20 protein-coding genes are annotated in these 24,823 nt (G+C 65.9%); 13 read left to right on the top strand and 7 right to left on the bottom strand.

Annotated elements, in window-relative coordinates:
• The first annotated feature begins 1 nt into the window (after position 1).
• From ACIQUS_RS25345 to ACIQUS_RS25330, 4 genes are read left to right on the top strand one after another with little or no spacing between them, the layout of a single operon-like run.
• Positions 2-829 carry an SDR family NAD(P)-dependent oxidoreductase gene (locus ACIQUS_RS25345; RefSeq protein WP_403053295.1) on the top strand — a complete coding sequence of 276 codons (828 nt, stop codon included), beginning with the start codon at positions 2-4 and terminating at the stop codon, positions 827-829.
• A gap of 50 nt (positions 830-879) precedes the next feature.
• Positions 880-1,461 carry a DUF2889 domain-containing protein gene (locus ACIQUS_RS25340; RefSeq protein WP_403053292.1) on the top strand — a complete coding sequence of 194 codons (582 nt, stop codon included), beginning with the start codon at positions 880-882 and terminating at the stop codon, positions 1,459-1,461.
• 45 nt (positions 1,462-1,506) lie between these two features.
• On the top strand, positions 1,507-2,913 hold the full coding sequence (locus ACIQUS_RS25335; protein WP_403053289.1) for a DUF1254 domain-containing protein: 1,407 nt from the start codon (positions 1,507-1,509) through the stop codon (positions 2,911-2,913).
• Between the two features lie 25 nt (positions 2,914-2,938).
• On the top strand, positions 2,939-3,976 hold the full coding sequence (locus ACIQUS_RS25330) for a DUF1254 domain-containing protein (protein ID WP_403053286.1): 1,038 nt from the start codon (positions 2,939-2,941) through the stop codon (positions 3,974-3,976).
• Between the two features lie 103 nt (positions 3,977-4,079).
• Here ACIQUS_RS25330 and ACIQUS_RS25325 read toward each other — a convergent pair whose 3' ends face one another.
• The 5 genes from ACIQUS_RS25325 to ACIQUS_RS25305 all read right to left on the bottom strand — a co-directional run bounded on the left by ACIQUS_RS25325 (position 4,080) and on the right by ACIQUS_RS25305 (position 10,169).
• A complete protein-coding gene (locus ACIQUS_RS25325; protein WP_403053283.1) occupies positions 4,080-4,859 on the bottom strand; it encodes an SDR family NAD(P)-dependent oxidoreductase in 780 nt (259 codons plus the stop codon).
• Positions 4,860-4,922: 63 nt separating this feature from the next.
• Complete coding sequence (locus ACIQUS_RS25320) at positions 4,923-7,034, bottom strand: 3-hydroxyacyl-CoA dehydrogenase NAD-binding domain-containing protein (protein ID WP_403053280.1); 2,112 nt, start codon at positions 7,032-7,034, stop codon at positions 4,923-4,925.
• Positions 7,035-7,063: 29 nt separating this feature from the next.
• Positions 7,064-8,866, bottom strand: a complete 1,803-nt coding sequence (locus ACIQUS_RS25315; protein ID WP_403053277.1) for an acyl-CoA dehydrogenase — start codon at positions 8,864-8,866, stop codon at positions 7,064-7,066.
• A gap of 29 nt (positions 8,867-8,895) precedes the next feature.
• Positions 8,896-8,994: an acyl-CoA dehydrogenase N-terminal domain-containing protein gene (locus ACIQUS_RS25310; RefSeq protein ID WP_403053274.1), complete on the bottom strand. Its 99-nt coding sequence runs from the start codon at positions 8,992-8,994 to the stop codon at positions 8,896-8,898.
• A 236-nt stretch (positions 8,995-9,230) separates the two neighbouring features.
• The gene (locus tag ACIQUS_RS25305) at positions 9,231-10,169 is read right to left on the bottom strand and encodes a LysR substrate-binding domain-containing protein (protein WP_403053271.1); all 939 of its coding nucleotides are present in this window, start codon (positions 10,167-10,169) and stop codon (positions 9,231-9,233) included.
• A gap of 156 nt (positions 10,170-10,325) precedes the next feature.
• Between ACIQUS_RS25305 and ACIQUS_RS25300 the strand changes: the two genes are divergently transcribed.
• From ACIQUS_RS25300 to ACIQUS_RS25265, 8 genes are all read left to right on the top strand, one after another.
• Positions 10,326-11,393: a Rieske 2Fe-2S domain-containing protein gene (locus tag ACIQUS_RS25300; protein ID WP_403053268.1), complete on the top strand. Its 1,068-nt coding sequence runs from the start codon at positions 10,326-10,328 to the stop codon at positions 11,391-11,393.
• On the top strand, positions 11,386-12,498 hold the full coding sequence (locus ACIQUS_RS25295) for an FAD-binding oxidoreductase (protein WP_403053266.1): 1,113 nt from the start codon (positions 11,386-11,388) through the stop codon (positions 12,496-12,498). The genes ACIQUS_RS25300 and ACIQUS_RS25295 overlap by 8 nt, the downstream gene beginning before the upstream one ends.
• A 77-nt stretch (positions 12,499-12,575) precedes the next feature.
• Entirely contained in the window at positions 12,576-13,427 is an 852-nt protein-coding gene (locus ACIQUS_RS25290; protein ID WP_403053263.1) for a transporter substrate-binding domain-containing protein, read from the top strand.
• 98 nt (positions 13,428-13,525) lie between these two features.
• The gene (locus tag ACIQUS_RS25285; protein ID WP_403053260.1) at positions 13,526-14,230 is read left to right on the top strand and encodes an ABC transporter permease; all 705 of its coding nucleotides are present in this window, start codon (positions 13,526-13,528) and stop codon (positions 14,228-14,230) included.
• A 14-nt stretch (positions 14,231-14,244) separates the two neighbouring features.
• The gene (locus ACIQUS_RS25280) at positions 14,245-14,982 is read left to right on the top strand and encodes an ABC transporter permease (protein WP_403053257.1); all 738 of its coding nucleotides are present in this window, start codon (positions 14,245-14,247) and stop codon (positions 14,980-14,982) included.
• Positions 14,983-14,986: 4 nt separating this feature from the next.
• Positions 14,987-15,763, top strand: coding sequence for an ABC transporter ATP-binding protein (locus ACIQUS_RS25275; protein WP_403053254.1), 777 nt, complete (start codon positions 14,987-14,989; stop codon positions 15,761-15,763).
• 93 nt (positions 15,764-15,856) lie between these two features.
• Complete coding sequence (gene hutH / locus ACIQUS_RS25270) at positions 15,857-17,404, top strand: histidine ammonia-lyase (protein WP_403053251.1); 1,548 nt, start codon at positions 15,857-15,859, stop codon at positions 17,402-17,404.
• Positions 17,405-17,433: 29 nt separating this feature from the next.
• Complete coding sequence (locus tag ACIQUS_RS25265) at positions 17,434-17,817, top strand: VOC family protein (RefSeq protein ID WP_403053248.1); 384 nt, start codon at positions 17,434-17,436, stop codon at positions 17,815-17,817.
• Positions 17,818-17,831: 14 nt separating this feature from the next.
• Here the strand turns inward: ACIQUS_RS25265 and ACIQUS_RS25260 are convergent, their stop codons facing one another.
• Positions 17,832-19,547: a LuxR C-terminal-related transcriptional regulator gene (locus tag ACIQUS_RS25260; protein ID WP_403053245.1), complete on the bottom strand. Its 1,716-nt coding sequence runs from the start codon at positions 19,545-19,547 to the stop codon at positions 17,832-17,834.
• Between the two features lie 155 nt (positions 19,548-19,702).
• On the opposite strand from ACIQUS_RS25260, the gene ACIQUS_RS25255 reads away from it, so the two are divergent.
• Complete coding sequence (locus ACIQUS_RS25255) at positions 19,703-23,893, top strand: autotransporter outer membrane beta-barrel domain-containing protein (protein WP_403053242.1); 4,191 nt, start codon at positions 19,703-19,705, stop codon at positions 23,891-23,893.
• Between the two features lie 199 nt (positions 23,894-24,092).
• Here the strand turns inward: ACIQUS_RS25255 and ACIQUS_RS25250 are convergent.
• A partial coding sequence (locus ACIQUS_RS25250; protein ID WP_403053239.1) for an aconitase family protein occupies positions 24,093-24,823 on the bottom strand: 731 nt, incomplete at its 5' end.

Here is a 24,823-nt window from a genome sequence, read left to right as displayed (position 1 = left end):
CATGAAAAAACTCGAAGGCAAAGTCGCCCTGGTCACCGGCTCCGGCCGTGGCATCGGTCGCAGTGTCGCCCTGAAACTGGCCGCCGATGGCGCCCGCGTGGTGGTCAATGACCTGGACGCAGGTCCGGCCGAAGACGTGGTCGCGCAGATCCGCGATGCCGGTGGTGAAGCCGTCGCCTGCGTGGGCAGCGTCACCGCCGTCGACTTCGCCGAGCGCTTCGTCAAGACCGCGGTCGACAACTACGGCGGCATCGACATCATCGTCAACAACGCCGGCTACACCTGGGACAACGTGATCCAGAAGATGAGCGACGAGCAGTGGTACGCCATCATCGACTGCCACATCACCGCACCGTTCCGGATCCTGCGTGCCGCCCAGCCGATCATCAGCGCCCTGGCCAAGCAGGAAGCCGCCGAGGGGCGGGTGGTCAATCGCAAGGTGGTCAACGTGTCGTCGGTGTCGGCCAGCGGCAACCCGGGCCAGGTCAACTACTCCAGCGCCAAGGCCGGCGTGCTGGGCATGACCAAGTGCCTGGCCAAGGAGTGGGGACGGATGAAGGTCAACGTCAACGCCGTGGCCTTCGGTCATATCGAAACCCGCCAGACCCAGCCGGTGGAAGGCGATCCGAACTTCATCAACATCGAAGGCCGCGAGATCAAGGTCGGCATCAGCCCGGCGATCGTCGAGCAGTCCAGGAGCATGATTCCCCTGGGCCGTCCGGGCAACACCGAGGAAGCTGCAGGTGCCGTGTACCTGTTCTGCATTCCGGAGTCGGACTACGTCAGCGGCCAGGTCCTGGTCTGCGGCGGTGGTCTGGGCAACGTCTGACAACCATGGCGGGGTGCCCTGGCGCTCCGCCATCCCTGGAGTTCATGGTCATGACCCTGTCCATTGCCGGCCAGCCCAGGCGCCGGCTGTTGCATACCCGCCAGGTGGTCTGCACCGGCTTCGAACGCGATGACGGCCTGTTCGACATCGAGGGCCGCCTGCTCGACACCAAGGGCGTCGACACCGAGTTCCCCTATGGCACCATCCCCGCCAACGGGGTGCTGCACTACATGCGCATCATCATGACCCTGGACGAGGACATGGTGATCCGCCAGTTCCAGGCCATTTCCGAGCAGGCACCCACCCCCGTGTGCGGGCAGATCAACCGCGCCTACGGGGCTTTGGTGGGGCTGCGTATCGGCCCCGGCTTCAAGCAACGGGTCGCCGAGCGGGTGGGCGGGATGAAGGGCTGCACCCACCTCACCGAAATGCTTGGCCCGATGGCCACCACCGCCATCCAGACCCTGGCCCCGGTGATGCAGAAGCGCTTGCGCCAGCGCGCCGCCCGCGACCCGGATTTTTGCATGCCCAGGCACTGGGTGATCGGCACCTGCCATGCCTACCACCCCGATGGCGACGCCGCCCACCGTGCAACGGTGTGGAACCCCATCGATGACCCCTCACACCGCTGAAACGGCCGGGCGCCCGGCGCCTGGCCAGACGACAAGGAGATCGTGGTGAACAAGAACAAGATCAAACACCTGTGCATGGTGGTGCTGCTGGCCCTGGCCAGCCACCTGCAACTGTCCGTGGCCGACGTGCTGACACCGGCCCAGGCCCGGGTCATCGCCAAACAGGCCTACATCTACGGCTTCCCCCTGGTGGATCACTACCGCGTCCAGTACACCTATTTCCAGGACCGTGGGCACCCTGAGTTCAAGGCCCCCTGGAACACCCTGCACAACACGGCGCGGATCTACACCCCCGACGACAAGGCCTACCCGACGCCCAATGCCGATACGCCGTACTCCCAGCTGGGCGCCGACCTGCGTGCCGAGCCGCTGGTACTGACGATGCCGAAGGTCGAGGAGGGGCGTTACTACTCGGCGCAGTTCGTCGATGCCTACACCTACAACTTCGGTTATGTCGGCAGCCGCACCAGCGGCAATGGCGGCGGCACTTACTTGCTGGCCGGGCCCGACTGGCAGGGCAGCATCCCGCCGGGTATCGACCGGGTGCTGCGGTCGGAAACCGAGTTTGCCTTCGTCTTCTACCGCACCCAGCTCAAGGGGCCGGACGACCTTGAGAACGTCAAGCGGGTGCAGGCCGGCTACAAGGTCCAGCCGCTGTCGGCGTACCTGGGGCAACCGACGCCGGCGCCGGCACCTGCCATCGATTTCTTCGTACCGCTTGGCGCCGAGCAAACGCGTAGCAGTCTGGCGTTCTTTACGCAGCTGAACTTCGTGCTCGGCTTTTGCCCGACGCATCCCTCGGAACAGGGCTTGATGAAGGATTTCGCCAGACTGGGCATCGGCCCGGGCCAGAGCTTCGACGAGCGCGCACTGTCGGCAGACATTCGCGAGGCGATGCTCGCCGGCATCGCCGACGCCTGGCGCGACTTCGATGTCCTCGGCCAACAGGTGGCCCGTGGCGAGGTGTCCACCTCGCGTTTCCTGGGTAGCCGTGAGTACCTGGGCGACAACTACCTGTACCGCATGCGCGCGACGGTCACCGGTCTGTATGGCAACGACCGGGAAGAAACCCTCTACCCACCGTTCTACCTCGACGCCGACGGCCAGAAGCTGGACGCCTCGCAGCATCGCTATACCCTGCGCTTCGCACCGGGCCAGCTGCCGCCGGTCAAGGCCTTCTGGTCCCTGACCCTGTACGACGCCAGGCGCCTGCTGGTGGCCAACCCGCTGAACCGCTACCTGATCAACTCGCCGATGCTGGCCGACCTCAAGCGCGATGCCGATGGCGGCGTGACCCTGTACATCCAGCACCAGCAACCGGACAAGGCACTGCTGGCCAACTGGCTGCCCGCGCCGGACGGCCCGTTCTATATCGCCGGGCGCCTGTACTGGCCCAAGCCCGAGGCCCTCGACGGTCGCTGGCAGGCGCCCAGGGTACAGCGGGTTGATTGATCACTTCACCACAGGGACAACAACAATGACAGACCTGAAAGTACTGCTGGCGGCTGCCGCCATCCTCGCGGCGTGCCTGCCGCTGGCCCACGGCGATGCTTCGCCGCGAACGCCGGTGGCGGTCACCGTCGACAACTTCATCCGCGCCGAGACCGACCGCTATTTCGACCTCACCGTCAAACGCGGTGGCTTCGGGACCTTCGCCCATTGGCGCAACCTGATCCCGGTGGATCGTCCGACCGTGATCCGGCCCAACCGTGACACCCTGTACTCCACGGCGGTGTTCGACCTGGACGCCGGGCCGGTCAGCGTGACCCTGCCGGATGCCGGCGAGCGGTTCATGTCGTTGATGATGATCGACGAGGACCACCAGGTGGTGGGTGTTCATTACGGGGCGGGGGAGTACAGGCTGAGCAGGGCGGACGTATCGACCCGCTATGTGCTGTTCGGCGTGCGTACCTTGATCAACTCCGCTGACCCGCAGGAACTGGAGCAGATCAAGGTGCTGCAGGACGTCATTGTGGTCAAGCAGGCCAACGGCCCGGGACACTTCGAGGTGCCGGACTGGGACGAGGCCAGCCGGGCGCAGGTCAGGAAAGTCCTGCTTGCCCTGGGCTCGACCCTTGAGGATTCGCGCGGCATGTTCGGCAAGCGCGGTGAGGTCGACCCGGTGCGGCACCTGATCGGCAGTGCCATGGCCTGGGGTGGCAACCCGGAGAAGGACGCCTATTACCAGGTGGTCACGCCGGCGCACAACGACGGGCAGACCCCGTATCGGCTGGATGTCGCCAATGTACCGACGGGGGCGTTCTGGTCGATCAGTGTGTATGACGCGCAGGGACAGTTTCGCAAGAACGCCCTGGAGGCCTACGCCCTGAACAACCTGACGGCGCACAAGGGTGAGGATGGCAGTGTCTCGGTACGCTTTGGCGGCTGCACGGCGGCGCAAGCCAACTGCCTGCCGATCATGCCGGGGTGGAACTACATGGTGCGCTATTACCTGCCGGGCAAGCCGATCCTGGACGGCAGCTGGACATTGCCTGAGGCCCGGCCGGCTTCATGAGGTGTTGTTACGGCCGCTTTGCGGTCGATCGCAGGCTTCGCCAGCTCCCACAGTGGTCCGCGTGGGAGCTGGCGAAGCCTGCGATGGGCTGCGAAGCAGCCCTTTACAGACTCCCCACCAGTTGCCCGCCATCCACCGCCAGCACCGCACCCGACATGTAGGCGCCAGCCTGGCTCGCCAGCAGCAGGAACGGTCCTTCAAGCTCCTGCAATCGGCCAAGCCGGCGCATGGGCACTGCCTCGACGATATAGGCCTGGCCCTTTTCACTGTCGAAGTAGCCGTCGGTCATCTCGGTCTTGAAGTAGCCCGGGGCAATGGCATTGACCCGGATCTGGTAGCGCGCCAGTTCCAGCGCCAGTGATTTGGTCAGTTGCACCACGCCGGCCTTCGCCGCGCAGTAGTGGCTGTAACCGGTGCCCACACGCAGACCGAGCATGGAGGCGATGTTGACGATGCTGCCACCACGCCCGGCACGCGCCAGGCGCTGCGCCGCACATTGGGCCACGCGCCAGACACCGTCGAGGTTGGTCGACAGCATGCCGCTCCAGTCCTGCTCGCTGATTTCCAGCACCCGCTGGCCCTGGCCGATGCCGGCGTTGTTGAGGACCACGTCCACCGGCCCGAAAGCGGCTTCAGCGGCATCGAACGCCGCTTCGACGCTGGCGCGGTCGGTGACGTCCATGGCCACCGGCAAGGCCTGGCCGCCGTCCTGGCGGATGGCCTCGGCCAGTTGCTGCAAGCGTTCCACCCGGCGTGCCGCCAGCACCACCCGGGCACCGGCGCGGCTGGCAACGCGCGCCAGGTGGGCGCCAATACCGCTGGAAGCACCGGTGACCAGCACCGTGTGGCCGGCAAGGGAAAACAGAGTTGGGGTTTCGTTCATCAGGCGTGTCCTGCAAAGGGGGAGTGGCAGGCGCATCACGGTGGATGACGCCTGCCAGGGTCATCAGAAGCGTTCGATCCGGGTCTTGCCGGCGGCCACCAGGCGTTCGAGCAAAGGTGCCGGGGTGAACCACATCCGACCATAGTCACCCAGGCGCTGGCGATACTGATCGATGCCGGCCAGTACCTTGTCCAGGCCCAGCTGTTCGGCATAGTGCATCGGCCCGCCGAGGTGGGCCGGGAAGCCGTAGCCGTTGATCCACACCAGGTCGATGTCGCCGGCGCGCAGGGCGATGCCCTCGTCGAGCAACTGGATGCCTTCGTTGATCAGCATGAACAGGCAGCGGTCATGGATCTCCTGATCGCTGATCGGCCGGCGGTTCACGTGCAGTTCACCGGCCAGGCGCTCGGCCAGGGCGACCACTTCATAGTCACTCTGGCGATTGCGACCTTCATACCGGTAGAACCCGCGCGCGGTCTTTTGACCGTATCGGCCCAGGCTGTACAGTTCGTCGCCGATGCGGCAATAGCTGGGGTCGTGGGCGATGGCGGCGCGGTTGGCATCGCGCACCAGGAAGTTCACATCGACCCCGGCCAGGTCGAGCATGCTGAATACGCCCATGTTCAGGTCAAGGCCGGTGAGCACCGCATCCACCTGTTCCGGGGTCGCGCCTTCGAGCACCAGGCGATGGGCTTCGCGGGCATAGGGTTCGAGCATGCGGTTGCCGATGAAGCCGAAGCACACACCCGACACCACCGGCACCTTGCCAATGGTGCGGCCCATGCGCAGGGTGGTGGCCAGCACATCGGCGGCGGTCTCCCGGGCGTTGACCACTTCCAGCAGGCGCATGACGTTGGCCGGGCTGAAGAAATGCAGGCCGATGACATCCTGTGCGCGCGAGGTCACGGCGGCGATCCGATCGACATCCAGCGACGAGGTGTTGGTCGCCAGGATCGCGCCGGGCTTGCACACCTGGTCCAGGTGGCGGAACACCTCCTGCTTGATCTGCAACTGTTCGAATACCGCTTCGATCACCAGGTCCGCGTCGGCCAGGTCGGCGTAGTCGAGGGTGCCGGTGAGCAGGGCCATGCGCTGTTCCAGGTGCGCTTCGCTGAGCTTGCCGCGTTTGACGCTGATGCTGTAGTTCTGGCGAATCTGCGCCAGGCCACGGTCCAGGGCGTCACCCTGGCGCTCCAGCAGGGTTACCGGGATGCCGACATTGATAAAGTTCATGGCAATGCCGCCGCCCATGGTTCCGGCACCGATCACCGCCACCTTGCGGATCGGGCGCAGCGGGGTGCTGGCATCGAGGCCGGGTATCTTGCCGGCTTCGCGTTCGGCGAAGAACACGTGGCGCTGGGCCTGCGACTGCACGGAGGCTTCCGCCTGCTTGAACAACGCCACTTCCCGGGCCAGTCCCTGTTCCAGCGGCAGCAGGCAGGCCGCCTCGACTGCACTGAACACCAGACGCGGTGCCAGACGGCTCTTCCAGCGAGGCTCCTGCTCGGCGCGGTAGCGGTCGAGGAAGTCCGCCGCAAGGCCGCTGGCAGGCTCCGGGAAACGCTCGGCCGGTCGGGCCGGGGCAGCGCTGGCGAGCAGCTCGCGGGCAAACTGGCAGGCGCAGCCCAGCAGTTGCTCGGCGCTGTCGGCCAGGCGATCGAGAATGCCCAGTTCCAGGGCGCGGGTGGCAGGCACCTGGGCGCCGCTGAGCATCATCTCCAGCGCTGCCTCCACGCCTACCAGCCGTGGCAGGCGCTGGGTACCGCCGGCACCGGGCAGCAAGCCGAGGTTGATTTCCGGCAGACCGACGTGGGTCTGCGGTTCGCCCACCCGGTAGCCGCAAGCCAGCGCCAACTCCAGCCCGCCGCCCAGGGCCAGGCGGCCGATGGCGGCCACCAGCGGTTTGTCCAGGCGGGTCAGGCGCAGCAGCACGTCGGGCAGGTCGGGCACGGCAAAGGAGGCGGGGCTGCCGAATTCGCTGATGTCGGCACCGGCGCAGAACAGGCCATTGGCACCATACAACACGATGGCGCGCACCGCGGTATCGGCGTTGGCGCGCTCGCAGGCCTGGAGGATGGCCTCGCGCAGCGGCTGGCCAAGGGCGTTGACCGGGGGGCGGGCGAGGCCGATCAGGGCCAGGCCGTCTTCAACCTGATAGGTGACCAGGGAACTCATGGTGACTCCTTTTTATTGTCTGTACGGGTTCAGAACCACGGGTCCTGCATGTCGAAGCTTGCGCGGTTGGCGCTGGCCAGCAGCCGTGCCTGGGCCTCGATGCTGGCCAGTTCCCAGTCCATGTAGTAGCGGGCGGCCTGCAGCTTGCCGAGGTAAAAGCCCGCTTCGCTGTCGGCGGCACCGGCGTCCAGGGCGCGGCTGGCTACCTGCGCCATGCGCAGCCAGAGCCAGCCCACCAGCACGCGACCGAACAGGTCCAGGTAAGAGGTGGCGTTGGCAAGGCCCAGGTTGGCGTCGGCGGCGACCTGCGTCAGCAGACTGTCGGTGACCCGTTCCAGGTGCTCCAGGGCACCGGCCAGCAGGTAGGCGAGGCCGGCGCAGCGCTGATCGCGGCCGGCGGCGTCCAGGGTCGTGCGCACCTGCTCCAGGAACTGACGATAGCCCGCACCGCCGTTCTGTTGCAGCTTGCGACCCAGCAAATCAATGCCGTGAATACCTTCAGTGCCTTCGTGGATGGGGTTCAGGCGGTTGTCGCGGTAGTACTGCTCCAGCGGGTACTCGCGGATGTAGCCCGAGCCGCCGAGCACCTGCACACCGATGTCCGAGGCGATCACGCCATATTTCGAGGGGTAGGACTTGACCATGGGGATCAGCAGGTCGAGCAGTTCGCCGGCCTCTTGTCGTGCCGTCTCATCGGGCGCGGTGTGGGCGTCCTCGTACAGGCTGCTGGCATACAGGCACAGCGCCAGGCTGCCCTCGGCATAGACCTTCTGTTGCAGCAACATGCGCCGCACATCGGCGTGCTCGACGATACGCACCTGCGGCGCCAGCGGGTCCTTGGCCCCCGGCAGTCGCCCCTGGGGGCGCTCGCGGGCGTAGTCCAGGGCATGGATGAAGCTCTGGTAGGCCAGCGCCGAGGCGCCCAGGGCCACGCCGATGCGCGCTTCGTTCATCATCTGGAACATGTACGACAGGCCCTTGTTCGGCTCGCCCACCAGGTAGCCGACGGCGCCGTCCTGTTCGCCGAAGTTCAGCACCGTGGAGGTGGTGTTGCGGTAGCCCATCTTGTGCAGCAGGCCCGCCAGGGCCACGTCGTTGCGCTCGCCCGGGTTGCCGTCGGCATTGACCAGGTACTTGGGCACCAGGAACAGCGAGATGCCGCGGGTGCCGGCCGGTGCGCCCTCGATTCGGGCCAGCACCATGTGCACGATGTTGTCGGTGAGCCCGTGGTCGCCGCCGGAGATGAACATCTTCTGGCCGAACAATCGGTAGCTGCCGTCGCCGGCCGGTCGCGCCAGGGTGCGCAGGTCACCCAGGGCCGAGCCCTGGCCGGGTTCGGTCAGGGCCATGGTGCCGCTGAAGCGGCCATCGAGCATCGACGGCAGGAAACGTTCGCGCAAGGCGTCGTCGGCAAAGCTCTTGACCAGGTTGGCGGCGCCGATGGTCAGGAACGCGTAAGCCGCGGTGGCGATGTTGGCGGCATTGAAGTAGGCCATGCTGGCCCGCAGGATCACCTCCGGCAGCTGCAGGCCGCCGTCGTCGGCATCATGGTGGGCGGCGAGAAAACCCGCCTGGGCGAAGGCGTCCCAGGCCGCCTTGGTTTCCGGGATCAGCCTGACCGTCGTGCCATCGAAGGTCGGCTCAATGGCGTCGGCTTTCTGGTTGTGCGGGGCGAAGTATTCGGCGGCGATGCCGCGTGCGGTTTCCAGCGTGGCGTCGAACACCGCGCGGTCGTGTTCGGCGTAGCGCGGGCGGTCGAGCAGCGCCTCGGTATCGAGCAGTTCATAGAGCTGGAAGCGCAGTTCGCGTTCGTTGAGCAGTGCATCGGTCATCATAGGTTCTCGCGACGAAGATAAAGGGGTCAGAACTGCTGGTCGTCGATCTCAGGCACCGCAGTGACGCATGGCAGCACCACGTGGACGAACTGCATGTCGCGCAGCGGGGCGTTGTATTGACTCATGAGGAACTCCGAAGGGGGCCGGGGTGGCAATAGCCGTTTGCCAGAGTTCAACAGAATGTGGGGGGAGGGGCGCCCACTCTGGAAGGGTGGGCGTGGGAGTCTGCGAGCCTGACGGTGTAGCCGCTGCCGCCAGGCTGCGATCTGTGGGAGCGGCGGTGCGACGACTCGACTTGCCCCGCGATTGAACGCTGCGACGCATCGCGGGACAAGCCCGCTCCTACAGGCAATCGATCAATTCAAGGGTGTTCGGTGCCCCCCAGCAAGGCATCCGTCACATCCTGCTGCCTGCGCCCCTGTTCGATCAGCCAGCGCTGGAAGGTGCGGCACTGGCTCCGGTGGACGCTGGCGGGGTTCCAGGTCAGGTAGTAGGACGCCGGCATCGGCAAGGCGAGGGCGCTCGGGATGACCAGCAGGCCCTGCTCGATGTCGCGGCTGATCATCGAGTACTGCGCCAGGACAATGCCCTGGCCTTCGATCGCCGCCTGGATGGCCATCGAGGAGAGCGAGTAGATCCGGGTATTGCTGACCTTGACCTCGCCCACACCCGCCTCGGCGAACCAGTGCTCCCACGACGGCGGTGAGTCGAACTTCGGTCGCCAGTCGATGGTGATCAGCGGCTGCTCGAGCAACGCCCGGGGCGCCTGGTCACCGGCCAGCAACCGCGGGCTGCACGCCGGCACCACGCAATCGCGGAACAGCTCGATGGTGTGCTGGTCATCGTGCATGCCCTCGCCATAGCTCAGGCGAAAATCGACACCGTTGGCCTGGGCCTCCGACGGCTCGGTGTGGGTGCCGTCCAGGTAGACGCTCAACTGCGCATAGCCTGTCTGCCAGTCGGCCACCCGTGGCGCCAGCCACTTCGACAGCAGCGAGGGCAGGGCGCTGATGTACAGGTTGTTGGCGTTCTTCGAACGTTCCAGTTCGGCATAGGCCGCGCGCAAGCGTTCGAAGGCCTGGCTGCAGCCTTCGTGAAAGTGCTGGCCGGCGGCGTTCAGGCGCAGGCGCTGGCCTTCCTTGACCGTCAGGCTCAGGCCGACCGCCTCTTCCAAAAGCTTCATCTGCTGGCTGACCGCACCTGCGGAAATACCCAGGCGCCGGGCGGCCTGGCTGATGCCACCGCACAGGCCCACGGCCTCGAAGACTTCCAGTGCACGCAAGGGGGGAAGGTGGCTCATGACACGGCTCGCAACGGCTGATGAAGGGTCTATTTGTAGTTTAGAAATACTTAACTAATCAACAGAAAAGCCCATCTATTCTTTTATTCGACCCCGGCATAGGCTCTTCCTCAACAAGCCACACGCTTGGCATAACAACAAGAGGAGCTACACGCCATGTTCTTGAGAAACGCCTGGTACGCCGCCGCCTGGGACACCGAAGTGAAGCAGGCCCTGCATGCGACCATCCTGCTTGGCGAATCCATCGTTCTCTACCGCAAGGCCGATGGCGCTGTCGTTGCCCTGGAAGATGCCTGCCCGCACCGCAAGCTGCCGTTGTCCATGGGCCGCCTGCACGGTGATGTGGTCGAGTGTGGCTACCACGGCCTGACCTTTGACGGCAGTGGCGCCTGCGTGAAGGCGGCGTGTGTGTCGCGCATCCCGCAAGCGGCGAAAGTGCGCAGCTACCCGGTGCACGAGCGTTACGGCCTGGTCTGGCTGTGGATGGGGGACGCGGCCCAGGCAGACCCGGCCAGGCTCCTCGACATTCCCGAGTGGAACGATCCGGCCTGGGGGGTTAACCGTGGCGACTCGATGACCATCGACTGCAACTACCTGTACATGACCGACAACCTGCTCGACCCGTCCCACGTCGCCTGGGTCCACCAGACCAGTTTCGGCACCGCGGCCTGTGAGTCCGAGCCGTTGCAGACGGTGGTCAACGACGATGGCGTGGTGGTCTCGCGCTGGCTGTACGACATCGAGGTGGCGCCGTTCTACCAGCAATACCTGAAGTTCGCAGGCCGCGCTGACCGCCTGCAGTATTACGAGGTGCGCTACCCGGCGCACGCGATCATCAAGGGCATCCATTCCCCGGCGGGCACTGGCGGTGAGGGCGCAGCGGCGCATGAACAGGCCTTCGTCATGGACTCCTACAACTTCATGACCCCGGTCGACGAGAACCGCACCCGCTACTACTGGTTCCAGCTGCGCAACTTCGACCCTACCGACGAGGACGTGTCGCATCGGTTCGCCGTCGATGTGCGCCGGGCCTTCGAGGAAGACCGGGTGGTCCTCGCCGCCGTGCACGCCGGCATGAAGAACCGCCAGAGCGCCAATATCGACCTGGCCATCGACTCGGGGCCGCTGCGCTTTCGCCGGGGCATGGAACGCCTGATCCGCGAAGAACAGGACGCCGCGGCCGCCAGCGCACTCAACACCATCGAGGTCAAGGCCCATGCTTGACGCCATTCCCGCCGCCAAGGGGTTCGCGCGCTTCCAGGTGACCGGCAAGGTGCGCGAAAGCGCCTCGATCACCTCGCTGGTGCTGGAACCTGCCGCCGACACCGGGCGCGTCGAGTTCCGCCCGGGGCAGTTCATCGTCGTGCGCATCCCCCAGGCCGAGGGCGCGCAGCTGCTGCGGGCCTACAGCCTGTCCAGCGATCCGGATGACCCCGCGCGGCTGCGCATCTCGGTGAAGCACGAGCTGCCACCGGCGAATGCGCCGGACTTGCCGGCCGGGCTTGGGTCCAGTTTTTTGCATGAGCAGGTGGAGGTGGGCGGGCAACTGGAGGTCGCCGGGCCTTCGGGCAGCTTTGTCCTGGATGAAAGCAGCGAGCGACCGGTGCTGTTGTTCAGCGGCGGCGTGGGCCTGACACCCATGGTCAGCATGCTGCATCGCCTGGCGACCCGCTCGACGCGTGCGGTGTACTTCATCCATGCCTGCGAGAACGGCGAAGTGCATGCCCTGCGTGAAGAGGTGTTGGCGCTGGCAGCCCGGCGTGCGGGGATCCATGTGCATTTCTGCTACCGCACGCCGACCCGGGAAGACCTGCACAACGGCCATCACCACAGCAGCGGCCTGGTCAGCCGGCACACCCTGCAGGCGCTGCTGCCCCTGGACGACTACGACGCCTACCTGTGCGGGCCACGGCCGTTCATGCAGGCCAACTGGCGCCTGCTGCGCGGCCTTGGCATCGACAAGGCGCGAATCTGCTTCGAATTCTTTGGCCCGGCCACGCTGCTTGACGAAGACAAGGACGAAACACCCGCCGCACCCAGGGTGCCGGCCCCCCAGGCCGACGCGCAGCTGACCGTGCGATTCGAGCCGGGCGGTCAGGCGCTGGCCTGGGATGACGCCTGCCCCTCGCTGCTCGACTGCGCCGAACGCGCAGGCCTGACGCCGCCGTTCAGCTGCCGGGCCGGGCTGTGCAACGCCTGCCTGTCGCCGCTGCTGAGCGGCACGGTCGAGTATCGCGAGCCGCCGTTGATGATGCCAGGGCCCGGCCAGGTGCTGTTGTGCTGCGCACGGCCGACTTCGGCGGTGGTCGTGGCGCTGGAAAATTCATAGTGGAGCACTGCCTATCGATGTGATGCCCGGACCCTGATTTGCCTCGTGTGCCCTTTACGACATCGGAGAATAAAACAATGAAGAACAAGAAAATCGCATTCGCCGCCTGCTCGCTACTGATGACCCTCGCCAGCGTCTCGCTCACCACCCAGGCCAAGGAGTGGCACAGCATCCAGATCGCCACCGAAGGCGTCTACGAACCCTGGAACCGCACACGGCCGGACGGCTCCTTCGACGGCTTCGAGCCGCAAATGGCCAAGGTGCTGTGCGAGCGCATGAAGATCGAGTGCACGCTCGTGGCCCAGGACTGGGACGGTCTGATTCCGGGCCTCAAGGCCGGCAAGTTCGACGTGATCATGGATGCCCTGGCGATCAGCGCCGAACGGCGCAAGGTCATCGATTTCTCCCGCCCCTATACCGACGCTCCGGCCACCTTCATTGCCCAGCAGTCCAGTGGCCTCGACCTCGGCGCCGGCAACCTGGTGCTGCGCGGCGACCCGGCCCTGGATACCCCGGTCGTCGAAGATTTGCGCAACCGTCTCAAGGGCAAGTTGATCGGCATCGTCTCCGGCACCGTGTACAGCGGATTCATCCGCGAGCAGTTCGGCCAGGTGGCGACCATTCGCGAATACAAGACCCCGCCCGAGCCGCTGATGGACCTCAAGAACGGGCGCGTCGACGTGGTGTTCGAAGACTATGGCTTTCTCGCCGGCGAGTTGCAGCGCGCAGGCAGTAGCGATCTGGTGCTGGTGGGGCCTGCGATCAGCGGGCCGATCTGGGGTGAAGGCCAGGGCTTCGGGATCCGCCAGGGTGAGCCGGAGCTCAAGGCCAAACTGGACGCCGCGATCGCCTCGATGATCAAAGACGGCACCATCAGCGAACTGAGCCACAAATGGTTCCGGCACGACTTCACGCCGCCCAGCCAATAACCCGCAGGACAGCCCGGCGTCATCGGTGACGCCGGACGCTGACGCGGCGGCCCGCTGCGGGCCGTCCGCTCACTGACATGTTTAGGGTGGGACGAGACGTGATCGATCTGATTGGTTTTGGCGCCAACGGCTGGGGCAGCGTGCTGCTCATGGCGGCGCTGATGACGGTACTGGTGACCGTGGCGGCCATGCTCGTGGGCGCCTTGCTCGGGGCCCTGGTGGCTGCGGCCAGGCTGCACCACAACGGGCTGCTGCGGATGATTGGCGAGACCTATACCACGGTGTTTCGTGGCATACCGGAACTGCTGGTGATCTACCTCTTCTATTACGGCGGCTCGGCGCTGGTGAGCAGTGTCGGCAAACTGTTCGGTGCCGACGGTTTTATCAGCCTGCCGGCCTTTCTGGTCGGCGCCCTGGCGGTGGGCGTGGTGTCCGGCGCCTACCAGGCCGAGGTGTTTCGCGGGGCCTTCCAGTCGGTCGCCCGTAGCGAACTGGAAGCGGCCAGGGCCATCGGCATGCCGCTGATGCTGCGCTTTCGAAGGATCATCGCCCCGCAGATCCTGCGCTTCGCCTTGCCCGGCATGGGCGGCGTCTGGCAGATCAGCCTGAAGGACTCGGCGCTGATCTCGGTCACAGGACTCGTCGAGCTGATGCGTGCCAGCCGCGTGGCGGCCTCGTCCACCGGCCAGTTCGTGCTGTTCTTCGTCACCGGCTGCACGCTGTACCTGGTGCTGACGGGCTTCTCCAACCTGGTCTTCTCCCGCGCCGAACTGCGCGTGGGTCGGACCTTGCGCCGTAGTTGAACAGGGGACCGACCATGACCATGGACACTGCATTTCTCTGCGACACCCTGCTGCAACTGCTGCGGGCCTTGCCAACGACCCTGCTGCTGTTCGCCGCCTCGGTTGCCCTGGGCACGCTGCTGGCGCTGCTGATCGTGTGGCTGCGCACCGGCCAGGTGGCCGTGCTGCGCCACCTGGCCCGTGGCTACATTTTCTTGTTCCGCGGCTCGCCGCTGCTGATCCAGATGTTCTTGCTCTATTACGGCCTGAGCCAGTTCCCCGAGGTGCGCCAGAGCCCGTTATGGCCAGTGCTGCGCGAGCCGCTCAGCTGTGCGGTGATCGCCCTGGCGCTGTGCACCGCCGGCTACATGGCCGAGATCTTCCGCGGCGGCCTGCAGGCGGTGCCGGCGCAGCAGATCGAGGCAGGCAGGGCCGCGGGCATGTCCGGCTGGCTGCTGGCGCGGCGGATCATCATCCCCATCGCGCTGCGCAGCTGCCTGCCGGCCTATTCGACGGAGATCATCCTGATGATGAAGGCCACCTCGCTGGCGAGCCTGGTCACGGTCTACGAGGTTTCCGGCGTGGCCCAGCGGATCATCGCCGAGACCTACCGCACCCTGGAGGTGTTCCTCTGCGCCGCACTGGTCTACCTGGTTCTGAACTTCCTGATCGTCCGCACATTGACGCTGGTCGAGCGCAGGCTGTCGCCAAGGCAACCGGCCACCGCGAGTCCAACAACAAAAAAGTACGCATTGAGCGCACCAAGAGGGTAATGGCATGGCTACAGGCAATGATCCGGTCCTGCAGGTGAAACACCTACGCAAGTCATTCGGCAACCTGGAGGTGCTCAAGGGCATTTCGCTGGATGCCCACGAGGGCGATGTGGTGTCGATCCTTGGCGCCAGTGGCTCGGGCAAGAGTACCTTCCTGCGCTGCATCAACCTGCTGGAAACCCCCGATGCCGGCGAGATCCACGTCGCCGGCGAACAGCTGGCGCTCAAGCGCGGTCGCCAGCAGACCCTGGTGGCGGCCGACCGGCGCCAGCTCGACCGCCTGCGTCCGCAGTTGGGCATGGTGTTCCAGAGCTTCGGCCTGTGGTCGCACATGACGGTGCTGCAAAACGTCATCGAAGGCCCGCTGCACGTGCAAAAACGTCCCCGCGCCGAGTGCATCGACGAGGCCGAGGCGCTGCTGGAGCGGGTGGGCATGGCCGACAAGCGCAATCACTACCCGGCGTTTCTGTCCGGCGGCCAGCAGCAACGGGTGGCCATCGCCCGCACCCTGGCCATGCGGCCGCGGGTGATCCTGTTCGACGAGCCCACCTCGGCCCTCGACCCGGAGCTGGTCGGCGAGGTGCTAAAAGTGATGCGTTCGCTGGCCGAGGAGGGCCGCACCATGCTGGTGGTCACCCATGAAATGGGCTTTGCCCGCAACGTCTCCAATCGCGTGGTGTTCATGCACCAGGGCCTGATCGAGTCCCAGGGTACGCCGCAGGAAATGTTCGGCGAGCAGCATAGCGAGCGCTTCAGCCGGTTCATTCTCAGCCACGCCTGACAACCCCGTCAGCCAACCGATTTTTTCGCCTGTTCTTCAACGGGACAGGCGACCTGTGCCCTGAAAAACGCCAATAGTAGAGAGAGCAACGCAATGCCCATCCATCCGCAAGACATTCGCTCTGTTGTCCTGGACGACGCCAAGCCCTCCATCGAAGCCTTTATCGCGGTGGCCCGCCATGGTGCGAAGGTGAGCTTTTCCGACGCCTACCGCGCCCGGGTTGGCCGCTCGCGCCGGCTGATCGAGCGCTTTCTCGACGAGAACCGTCTGGTCTACGGGGTGACTACAGGCTTTGGCGACAACGTGCGCCATGTCATCTCGCCCGAAGACGCCCAGACCCTGCAGGTCAACATCGTGCGCTCCCACGCCGTGTCAGTGGGCGAGCCGCTCAACCGCGAACAGGTCCGTGCCGTGCAATTGATGATCCTGGTCAGCCTGGGCAAGGGCTTTTCCGGCGTGCGCATGGAGCTGCTCGAACAGATCGCCGGCCTGCTCAACAACGACGTGGTGCCGTTCGCCCCCGGCGAGGGCTCAGTGGGCTACCTGGGCCCTGAAGGCCACCTGGCGCTGGTGCTGATCGGCGAGGGCAGGGCCAGCGTCGCTGGCGGCCCGTGGGTCGATGGCGCCAGCGCCCTGCGCCAGGTCGGCCTGCAGCCGATCACCCTGCAGTGCAAGGAAGGCCTGGCCATGCTCAACGGCACCACTTCGGTCACCGCCATTGCCACCCTGGCGCAGTACAACGCCAACCAGGCGGCCCAGGTCGCCGACATTGCCGCGGCCCTGTCGCTGGAAGTGCTCAAGGGCACCATCCGCGCCTTCGATGCGCGTTACCACTCGGTCAAGGCCCACGCCGAGCAGGCCCGGACCGCCCGCACCATCAAGCGCCTGCTGACCGACAGCCAGCTGATCGAAGACAACATCGACTACCGCCTGCAGGACACCTACAGCCTGCGCGCCATTCCCCAGGTGCATGGTGCCTCGAAGCAGTTCATCGCCTATGCCCAGGCCTGCATCGACAACGAGATCGGCTCGTCCGGTGACAACCCGGTGATCTACCCACTGAGCGACGACGACGGCATCGCCATCTCCGGCGCCAACTTCGACGGTTCGTACATCGGCCTGGCCGCCGACACCCTGTGCAATGCCATGACTAACCTGGCGAAGATCTCCGAGCGGCGCACCGATCGCATGGTCAACTCGCACTTCAGCGAAATGCCGGCGTTCCTGGTGCGCAACCCGGGGCTGAACAACGGCTACATGATCATCCAGTACACCGCCGCCGGCCTGCTCGGGGAGATGAAGGTACTGTCGCACCCTTCGACCATCGATAGCGTGTCCACCTGCGGCAACCAGGAAGACCCGGTGAGCTTCGCCTTCAATGCGGCCATGAAGGCTTACCAGGTCTCGCGCAAGCTGGAGTCGGTGCTGGCCATCGAACTGCTGGTCGGCTGCCAGGCCCTGGATTTTCACGAGGTGGGCAAGGCCTCCAGCGCCACCCGCGCGGTGTACCAACTGGTGCGCAGCCGCGTGCCGGTGGCCGATGAAGACCGTGCCTTCTATCCCGATATCGTCGCGGTCACCGAGCAATTGCGTTCGGGCCAGGTGCTGGCCACCGTCGACCACGTGCTTGCCAATCAGTGAATGTTTTTCTCAACCCCAAGGAGCGCAACATGAGTGTGTTTACCCACGTCACCGTCGGCACCAACGACTTGCCCAGGGCCCGCCGGTTCTATGATGAAGTCCTCGGCACCTTCGGCATGAAACGCCTGGCCGACCTCGGCGACAACGGCTCGATCTGGGGCGTCGATGCGCCGTCGTTCTTCGTCCTCAAGCCTGCCAACGGCCTGCCGGCGAGCATCGGCAATGGTGTAACGGTGAGCTTCCAGGCGCCAGGGCGTGCAGCCATCGACGCCGCCCACCGCAGCGCCCTGGCCCTCGGTGCCGAAGATGAAGGCCAGCCCGGCCCGCGCAACTGGAAGGAGAACGCCTACGCGGCCTACTTCCGCGACCTGGACGGTAACAAGATCGCGGCGTACTGCTTCAGCGGCAACTGATGCGCCGCTGATCGTCAGTGGGAGGCGAGGGCTTGCGGCAGGTCAAGCTCAAGGCGCCAGGCCAGCGCTTCGCCATTCCCGCTGGCGACCGTCTGTGCGCTGGCCTGCAGCAGCAGTAACAGGCGCTGCAGGCTGGCATGGGCCCATTGCGCCGACGCGTTGGTTGGGTCCGGCTCCTGCCAGGGTGACAGCTCAAGGCACAGGCGCAGGAAACCGCGTGGTTGCAGGCTGGTGTTCAGGCGCAGGCTGATCCTTGGCGGCAGCGCACCCAGGCACAGGTAGCCGACCAGGCTTTCGAGCAGCTGGCGGTAATGGCGGGCATCGATCCAGGCGCTTTTCAGCGCGTGCAGGGCGGGCCCCAGGTCCAGCTGGCAGCCCTTGGCCTCCAGGTGCGGGCGCAAGGGGACAAGAATCCGTTCGGTCAGGGTGCCAAGGTCGTGAACCTCGGTGATGGTCTCCTGCTGGTGGGCATCGAGCGCCCACAAGTCGTCGACCCTGGCCAGGCACTGGCGCATGCTGTCGATCTGTTCTACCAACGGCTGCGACCCGCGTTGCGCGTCCGTCCGATCCAGGCTTTGCTGCATCACCGCCAGCAGCGCCTGCAACTCCTGGCTGATGGCCGCCAGGGTCGAGCTTTTCAGGTGGCTTTCGAAACGTGCCTCGGCGCCTTCGTGACGCAACCTGGCCAGCATGCTGTCGCGTTCGGTGAGGTCGCGCAGGCCGCCGAGCATGGCCACCAGTTGCCCGCTTTCGTCGCGAAAGGGTGTGCACCAGGCATACAGGGCGGTCGGCACCCCCCGGCACTCGATAATGGCTTCGTTGATGAAGGGTTCTTCCCGGCGCACCGATGCGTTGTAGCGCTGCTGCACGCGTTCGCGCTCCTGTGGCGGCAGCCAGCTGGCCTGTTCCAGGGTGGTGCCGCGAATAGTGTCGAAACTTTCGCCGACCATCGCCAGGTAGCGGCGGTTGCACATCAACAGCCGGCCTTCCAGGTCGCGCACCAGCATCGGGTAGGGCGCCGCATCGAGCAGCCCGCGCAGCAGGCCGTATTCACGCAGCAACTGCGGGTCGGTGGGCGCGCCCAGCGTGCGGGTGCCGTCTTCACCGGTGACCAGGCCATGGCTGCGGGCCACTTCCAGCAGCTGGAAGTCGTTGCCGACATTGAGCTTCTGGTGCAGGCGGGCCTTGTAGGTGCTGACGGTCTTGTAGCTCAGGCTCAACTGCTCGGCGATGTCCTTGTTGTTCAGGCCCTGGCTGAGCATCTGCAACACCGTGAGTTCGCGCCCGGACAATTGGGCCAGCTCGCTTTCGAGTTCGCTGTGCAGGCCCTGTGCCTCCTGGCGGGTCGCTTCGCGGGGGAAGTAGCTGCGACCGTGGCTGACCGCCTGCAGGGCTCGCTCAAGTTCGGCGACCGCATCGGCCTTGCAGACATAGGCGTCGGCGCCCGCCTGCAGCGAACGGGCGGCGTAGAGGCCGGCTTCCTGGACGCTGTAGACCAGCAGCTTTACCTCTTCGTGGCTGGCCCGTAGCCGACGCAGCAGGTCCAGGCCGCCCAGGCGCGGTACCAGCAGTTCGAGGATGACCAGCTCCGGGTGCAGTTGGCGGCACTGCAGCAGGGCATCCTGGCCATTGTCCACCTCGGCCAGGACCTGGTGGCCCGCACGTTCGAGCACGGCGCGCAGGCCGTCGCGAACGATAGGCAGGTGATCCACCACCAGCACGGTGCTCATGGGCGTGTCCCGTTGCGTCCCTTCCCTTGGCAAGCATAGACCAGGGCCCGGGACGGGAATCACTCCTACAACCAGGTGCAAGTTGCTCCGACATTCATGGCCAGCCCCCACGCGCAGACTGCAGGCACTCCCTTTCCAGTGCCTGCGAGGCCGCCATGAACCTTTTCAAACGTATTCCCGTCCATCATCCGAAACCCCAGCGCACCTGCCTGGGCCGCGCCATCGGCCTGCTGCTGGCCGGGGTGTTCAGCCTCAATGCCCTGGAGGCCGAAGCCGAAAACAATGCCGTCGACCCACCCGCTGAAGATTTCGACCCTCTCTCGACGGCTGCGGCCCTGGTCGCGCCGTCCTACCTGGACGTCGCCCTGCAGGCCAGCGCAGACGCGCCACGGATGTTCGCCAGCCGCCTGCTCGGCGCGCCGGCACCGATCATCGTCAACAGCGCCGACGGCATCGGCATTTCCAGCGCCGGCGCCCATGACGACGCCAGCGTCAACCTCGGCGCGGCCCGTACCATCGGCGTGCTGGCCCAGGCCGGCAGCAGCGTGGGCTTCGTGCGCGGCAGTGTCAGCTCAAGCGCGTTGACCGCTACCAATGCCAATGGCCAGACCGGCCTGCTGGCGCGGGACAATAGCCAACTGAGTGGCACCGGGGTGAGCGTCAGCCTGGTGCCCAAGGCCAGCAACGGCACCGCCGTGACCGCCAGCAACCTGACCGGCGTCGCGGCAAGAACCGGCGGCCAGGTGAGCCTGCGAGACAGCACCGTCACCCTGGGCGGTGGCGTCAACGGCCTGAGTAACCATGGCCTGGTGGCCAGTGGCAGTGGCAGCAGCATCGACTTTGCCGGTGGCACCGTCAGTACCCTGTCCAAGGGCTCGATCGGCGCCCTGGCCGAGGCGGGTGGTCATATCAGCCTGAGCCAGGGCAGTGCCATCAGCGTAAGCGGCGCCAGCAGCCCGAGCACCGCCAGCCATGGCCTGAAAGCCACAGGCAGCGACAGCCGGATCGATGCCAGCGATGTCAGCGTGGCCAGCAGCGGCGTTGCCGCCAGTGGTGCGCGGGCGGAGGATGGCGCGCAGATCCAGCTCGATCGCAGCACCTTCACCAGCACCGGCGCCGCTACCAGCACCAGCAGCACCGCGGTGTTGCATGCCCTGGGCGGTGCCAGCATTGCAGCCGACGCGGTGCAGGCCAGCGCCAGCGGCAACTACGTGGGCGGCGTTCGCGCCGATGGCAATGGCAGCCAGGTCGCCTTCAACAATGGCAGCCTGGAGGTGAAAGGCGCCGGCATCGCCACGGACTTCGCCTCCGCCGCTCGGGCCATGAACGGTGGGGCGATCAGCGTCGAGGGCAGTGTGCTGTCCTCCCGGGGCACCTACAGCCATGGCGTATCGGTCGAGGGCAGCGGCTCTCGGGCCGATGTCGACAGCACCCGCATCGATGTCACCGGCAACCGTGCCCATGGTGTCTACGTCACTGCGGGTGCCAGTGCCGGTGTGAGCGAAAGCGCTATCAGCCTTGGTACCGTTGCCGGCGCCGCCGGCCCCTGGGGCGTCGGTGCGCTGGTGGAGGGCAGTGGCTCGCGCCTGCAACTGGACGACAGTGAAGTGCGCACCACCCAGAAGACCAGCTTTGGCGCAAGGGCCCTTGCCGGTGCCCAGCTGGAGATCAACAACGGCCTGATCGACACCCAGGGCAACTATTCGACAGGCCTGAGTGCCGGCAGCTCCACCGTGGTGGCGCGCAACCTGACGGTGCACACCTCAGGTAACGACAACGCCATGGGCGTGCTGGCCGACGCCGGGTCCACCATCGACCTCTACGGCGGCTCGGTCACCACCACGGGCAATGGCTCGCCGGTGTCTTCCAACCTGACCTTTCCCCATGCCCTGGCTTCGCGCAATCCCGGCGCCCAGCTCAACGTCCATGGCACCAGTGTGCTCACCACCGGCAGCCAGGCCTATGGCGCGGCCGTGGACGACGGCGGCAGCATGGTTCTGGACGGCGTGTCGCTCAAGACCCAAGGGCAGTACTCCATTGGCCTGTACGCCGGCATCGGCACCCTCAAGCCCGGCCAGGTGAGCCTGATCGCCCGTAACGTCAGCGTCCAGACCCTGGGCGACCAGGCCGCCGGCGCCCTGGTCAGCCGCCGCTACCAGGCGCCTGAAGCGACCCTGGAACTGATCGATTCCACACTCACCACCCACGGCCAGCTGTCCCACGGTCTGCAGGCGGAATCCGGCGCGCAGCTGAGTGCCAGCAACAGCGCGGTGAATACTTATGGCACCGCCGCCCTGGGCGCCTTGGCCAACAACCGTGCCAGCGTCCTGCTCGATGGCGTCGGGGTGAACACCACGGGCGACCTGGCCCATGCCGCGGTGGCCAAGAATGGCGGCGAGCTGCAGGCCGGCGCCAGCGTCATCAACGCCACCGGCGGCCAGGCTTCGGCCTTGTATGTTCAAGGCACCGAGGCCCTCGTAGGTAAGGCGCTCATCAACAACAGCGTGCTGTACAACCGTGATGGCGCCACCGTCGCCAGCGCCGGTGTGGCGGACATCAGCCTGGTCGACACTATCGTCGGTGGCAGCGGCCAGTGGCTGAACGTGGACAGCGCGGTCTCCAGCGACGGCAGCAGCATTCCCGACATGGGCACTGGCCAGTGGCAAGGGGTCGGCAGCTCGCTGGCCGCCACTGGCAGGGCCACCCTCGACGTTTCCGGCTCGGTGCTCAACGGCTCGGCCCACACTGCCCAGGGCAGCAGCTCCAGTGTCAGCCTGCATGACACCAGCCTGTGGAACCTGACGGGCGATTCGAACCTTGGCAGTTTGAGCAACGACGCCAGCCTGATCGACTTCAGCGCGCCACTGGGTGGCAACTTCAAGAACCTCACGGTCAACACCTACCACGGCGCCAACGGCACCCTTGCCTTGAACACCTACCTGTACGGCGACGGCTCGCCTTCGGACAAACTGGTGGTGGACGGTGGCAAGGCCGACGGCAGCAGCAACCTGCTGATCCGCAACGCCGGCGGTCCCGGCGCCCTGACCCAGGGCAACGGCATCCTGGTGGTCGATGCACAAAATGGCGCCACCACCGACCCCGAGGCCTTCCGCCTGCTCAACCGGGTCAAGGCCGGCCCCTACGAGTACAACCTGTACCGCGCGAGCCTCGATGGCAGCAACGGTGAAGCCTGGTACCTGCGCTCGACCGTCGATGCGGCACCGGTCGATCCCGTTGCTCCGGTCGACCCGGTCACACCGGTAGGCCCGATCAATCCGGTAGCTCCGGCTGACCCGACCGCCCCCCTGGTCCCTGTGGTCGAGCCACCGGTTGCCCCGGCTCGCCCACAGGTGCCCAACTATCGTGCGGAAACCTCGCTGTACCGTGCCTTGCCATCGATGTTGCTGAACTACAGCCGGGCCATGGTCGACACCCTGCACGAGCGTGTGGGCGAAGAACGCCGGCTGGCCACCGACCCGCTGCCTGACCAGGCGCAGGATCAATACGGCCCGTCCCTGGGCTGGGGTCGCCTGATCCTGCGCAAGGGCGAGGACGAACTGGGCGAGGGCGCCCGCTACGACTACCGCCTGCAGGCCTTCCAGGTCGGTGCCGACCTCTACCGCAATGAAGACACCGACGGCAGCACCGACCAGGCCGGCCTGTCGCTGAGCATCGGGCGCATTGCCGGCAGCGTCGACCATACCAACGGCAGCAGTGCCGGCGATGACCTGGTGCGTGCCTACGGCGTCGGTGGTTACTGGACCCACTTCGGCCCCGAAGGCTGGTACCTCGATGGTGTGTTGCAGTTCAACCGCTTCGACATCAAGGCCAGCCCCAACGACATGGACGCGCTCAAGACCCGCGGCCGGGGCGTCACGGCTTCGCTGGAGGGCGGCTATCCGATGCACTTGAACAAGGACAAGACCCTGCACATCGAGCCGCAGGCCCAGGTGATCGTCACCAAGGTCAAGGTCGACGACAGCCATGACGACGCCTCCGACGTGCGTTTCGAAGACGTCGACTCGCTCACCGGCCGCCTGGGTGTGCGCATCGACAAGGACTGGTTCCGCGAAGACGACAAGGGCAAGGCGCACCGCACCAACGTCTGGGTTCGCCCTAGCGTCTGGCATGAGTTCAAGGGCCAGGCCAAGACCGAGTTCTCTTCGGCCAATGGCTACATCCCCTTCGGCACGGACATGAGCGGAACCTGGGGGGAACTGAACCTGGGCGTCGACTACCAGGTCGACGAGCGCACCACGGTGACCGGTTCGCTCGGTTACCAGAAGGCATTCAACAAGGACAGCCGCAGCTATGAAGGCATGATCGGTATCAAGGTCAAGTTCTGAACGCAGATATCGGGATTGATTTACGCCTCTATCTTGCCGTAGGAGCCCCGCCAGTTGGTGGGGCTCTTTTTTGCCAGCTCCCACAAGGGTTCGGTATACACCGCCCCCTGTGGGAGCTGGCGAAGCCGGCGATGGCCCGCGCAGCGGGCCCAATAAAAAACCCCGCCGATTGGCGGGGTCTTTTTACCTTGAGTTCAGCTTACGCTTGAACCACCGGAATAGTGGCGCTCGCCGCCGCTTCGCGGAACTCGGCAATCTGGTCGAAGCTCAGGTAGCGGTAAACGTCGGCCGCCATGCTGTCGATGTTCTTGGCGTATTCCATGTACTCTTCGACGGTCGGCAGTTTGCCCAGGATCGAGGCAACGGCCGCCAGCTCCGCCGAGGCCAGGTAGACGTTGGTGGCGTCGCCCAGGCGGTTCGGGAAGTTACGGGTGGAGGTGGAGACCACGGTCGAACCGGTCTGCACACGGGCCTGGTTACCCATGCACAGCGAGCAGCCTGGCATTTCCATGCGCGCACCGGCCCTGCCGTAGATGCCGTAGTAGCCTTCCTCGGTCAGCTGGTGGGCGTCCATCTTGGTGGGCGGTGCCAGCCACAGACGGGTCGGGATGCCGCCCTTGACCTTGTCCAGCAGCTTGCCGGCAGCGCGGAAGTGACCGATGTTGGTCATGCACGAACCGATGAACACTTCGTCGATCTTCTCGCCCTGTACGGTCGACAGCAGGCGCGCGTCGTCCGGGTCGTTCGGCGCGCAGAGCACAGGCTCCCTGACGTCGGCCAGGTCGATTTCGATGATCTCGGCGTATTCGGCGTCCTTGTCGGCTTCCAGCAGCACCGGGTTGGCCAGCCAGGCTTCCATGGCCTGGGCACGGCGCTCCAGGGTACGGGCATCGCCGTAGCCTTCGCTGATCATCCAGCGCAGCAGGGTGA

It is taken from the genome of Pseudomonas sp. NPDC090755 (genome assembly GCF_044769005.1).
Classification (GTDB): Bacteria; Pseudomonadota; Gammaproteobacteria; order Pseudomonadales; family Pseudomonadaceae; genus Aquipseudomonas.
This window is presented reverse-complemented; position numbering and strand designations above follow the sequence as displayed.

What these genes read in the sequence shown, in the direction of transcription:
- ACIQUS_RS25260 (WP_403053245.1), bottom strand. Translation starts at nt 19,547, where the DNA reads ATGAGCACCGTGCTGGTGGTGGATCACCTGCCTATCGTTCGCGACGGC.
- ACIQUS_RS25280 (WP_403053257.1), top strand. Translation starts at nt 14,245, where the DNA reads ATGACCATGGACACTGCATTTCTCTGCGACACCCTGCTGCAACTGCTG.
- hutH (WP_403053251.1), top strand. Translation starts at nt 15,857, where the DNA reads ATGCCCATCCATCCGCAAGACATTCGCTCTGTTGTCCTGGACGACGCC.
- ACIQUS_RS25295 (WP_403053266.1), top strand. Translation starts at nt 11,386, where the DNA reads ATGCTTGACGCCATTCCCGCCGCCAAGGGGTTCGCGCGCTTCCAGGTG.
- ACIQUS_RS25340 (WP_403053292.1), top strand. Translation starts at nt 880, where the DNA reads ATGACCCTGTCCATTGCCGGCCAGCCCAGGCGCCGGCTGTTGCATACC.
- ACIQUS_RS25300 (WP_403053268.1), top strand. Translation starts at nt 10,326, where the DNA reads ATGTTCTTGAGAAACGCCTGGTACGCCGCCGCCTGGGACACCGAAGTG.
- ACIQUS_RS25310 (WP_403053274.1), bottom strand. Translation starts at nt 8,994, where the DNA reads ATGAGTCAATACAACGCCCCGCTGCGCGACATGCAGTTCGTCCACGTG.
- ACIQUS_RS25265 (WP_403053248.1), top strand. Translation starts at nt 17,434, where the DNA reads ATGAGTGTGTTTACCCACGTCACCGTCGGCACCAACGACTTGCCCAGG.
- ACIQUS_RS25290 (WP_403053263.1), top strand. Translation starts at nt 12,576, where the DNA reads ATGAAGAACAAGAAAATCGCATTCGCCGCCTGCTCGCTACTGATGACC.
- ACIQUS_RS25330 (WP_403053286.1), top strand. Translation starts at nt 2,939, where the DNA reads ATGACAGACCTGAAAGTACTGCTGGCGGCTGCCGCCATCCTCGCGGCG.
- ACIQUS_RS25305 (WP_403053271.1), bottom strand. Translation starts at nt 10,169, where the DNA reads ATGAGCCACCTTCCCCCCTTGCGTGCACTGGAAGTCTTCGAGGCCGTG.
- ACIQUS_RS25275 (WP_403053254.1), top strand. Translation starts at nt 14,987, where the DNA reads ATGGCTACAGGCAATGATCCGGTCCTGCAGGTGAAACACCTACGCAAG.
- ACIQUS_RS25325 (WP_403053283.1), bottom strand. Translation starts at nt 4,859, where the DNA reads ATGAACGAAACCCCAACTCTGTTTTCCCTTGCCGGCCACACGGTGCTG.
- ACIQUS_RS25315 (WP_403053277.1), bottom strand. Translation starts at nt 8,866, where the DNA reads ATGACCGATGCACTGCTCAACGAACGCGAACTGCGCTTCCAGCTCTAT.
- ACIQUS_RS25345 (WP_403053295.1), top strand. Translation starts at nt 2, where the DNA reads ATGAAAAAACTCGAAGGCAAAGTCGCCCTGGTCACCGGCTCCGGCCGT.
- ACIQUS_RS25320 (WP_403053280.1), bottom strand. Translation starts at nt 7,034, where the DNA reads ATGAGTTCCCTGGTCACCTATCAGGTTGAAGACGGCCTGGCCCTGATC.
- ACIQUS_RS25255 (WP_403053242.1), top strand. Translation starts at nt 19,703, where the DNA reads ATGAACCTTTTCAAACGTATTCCCGTCCATCATCCGAAACCCCAGCGC.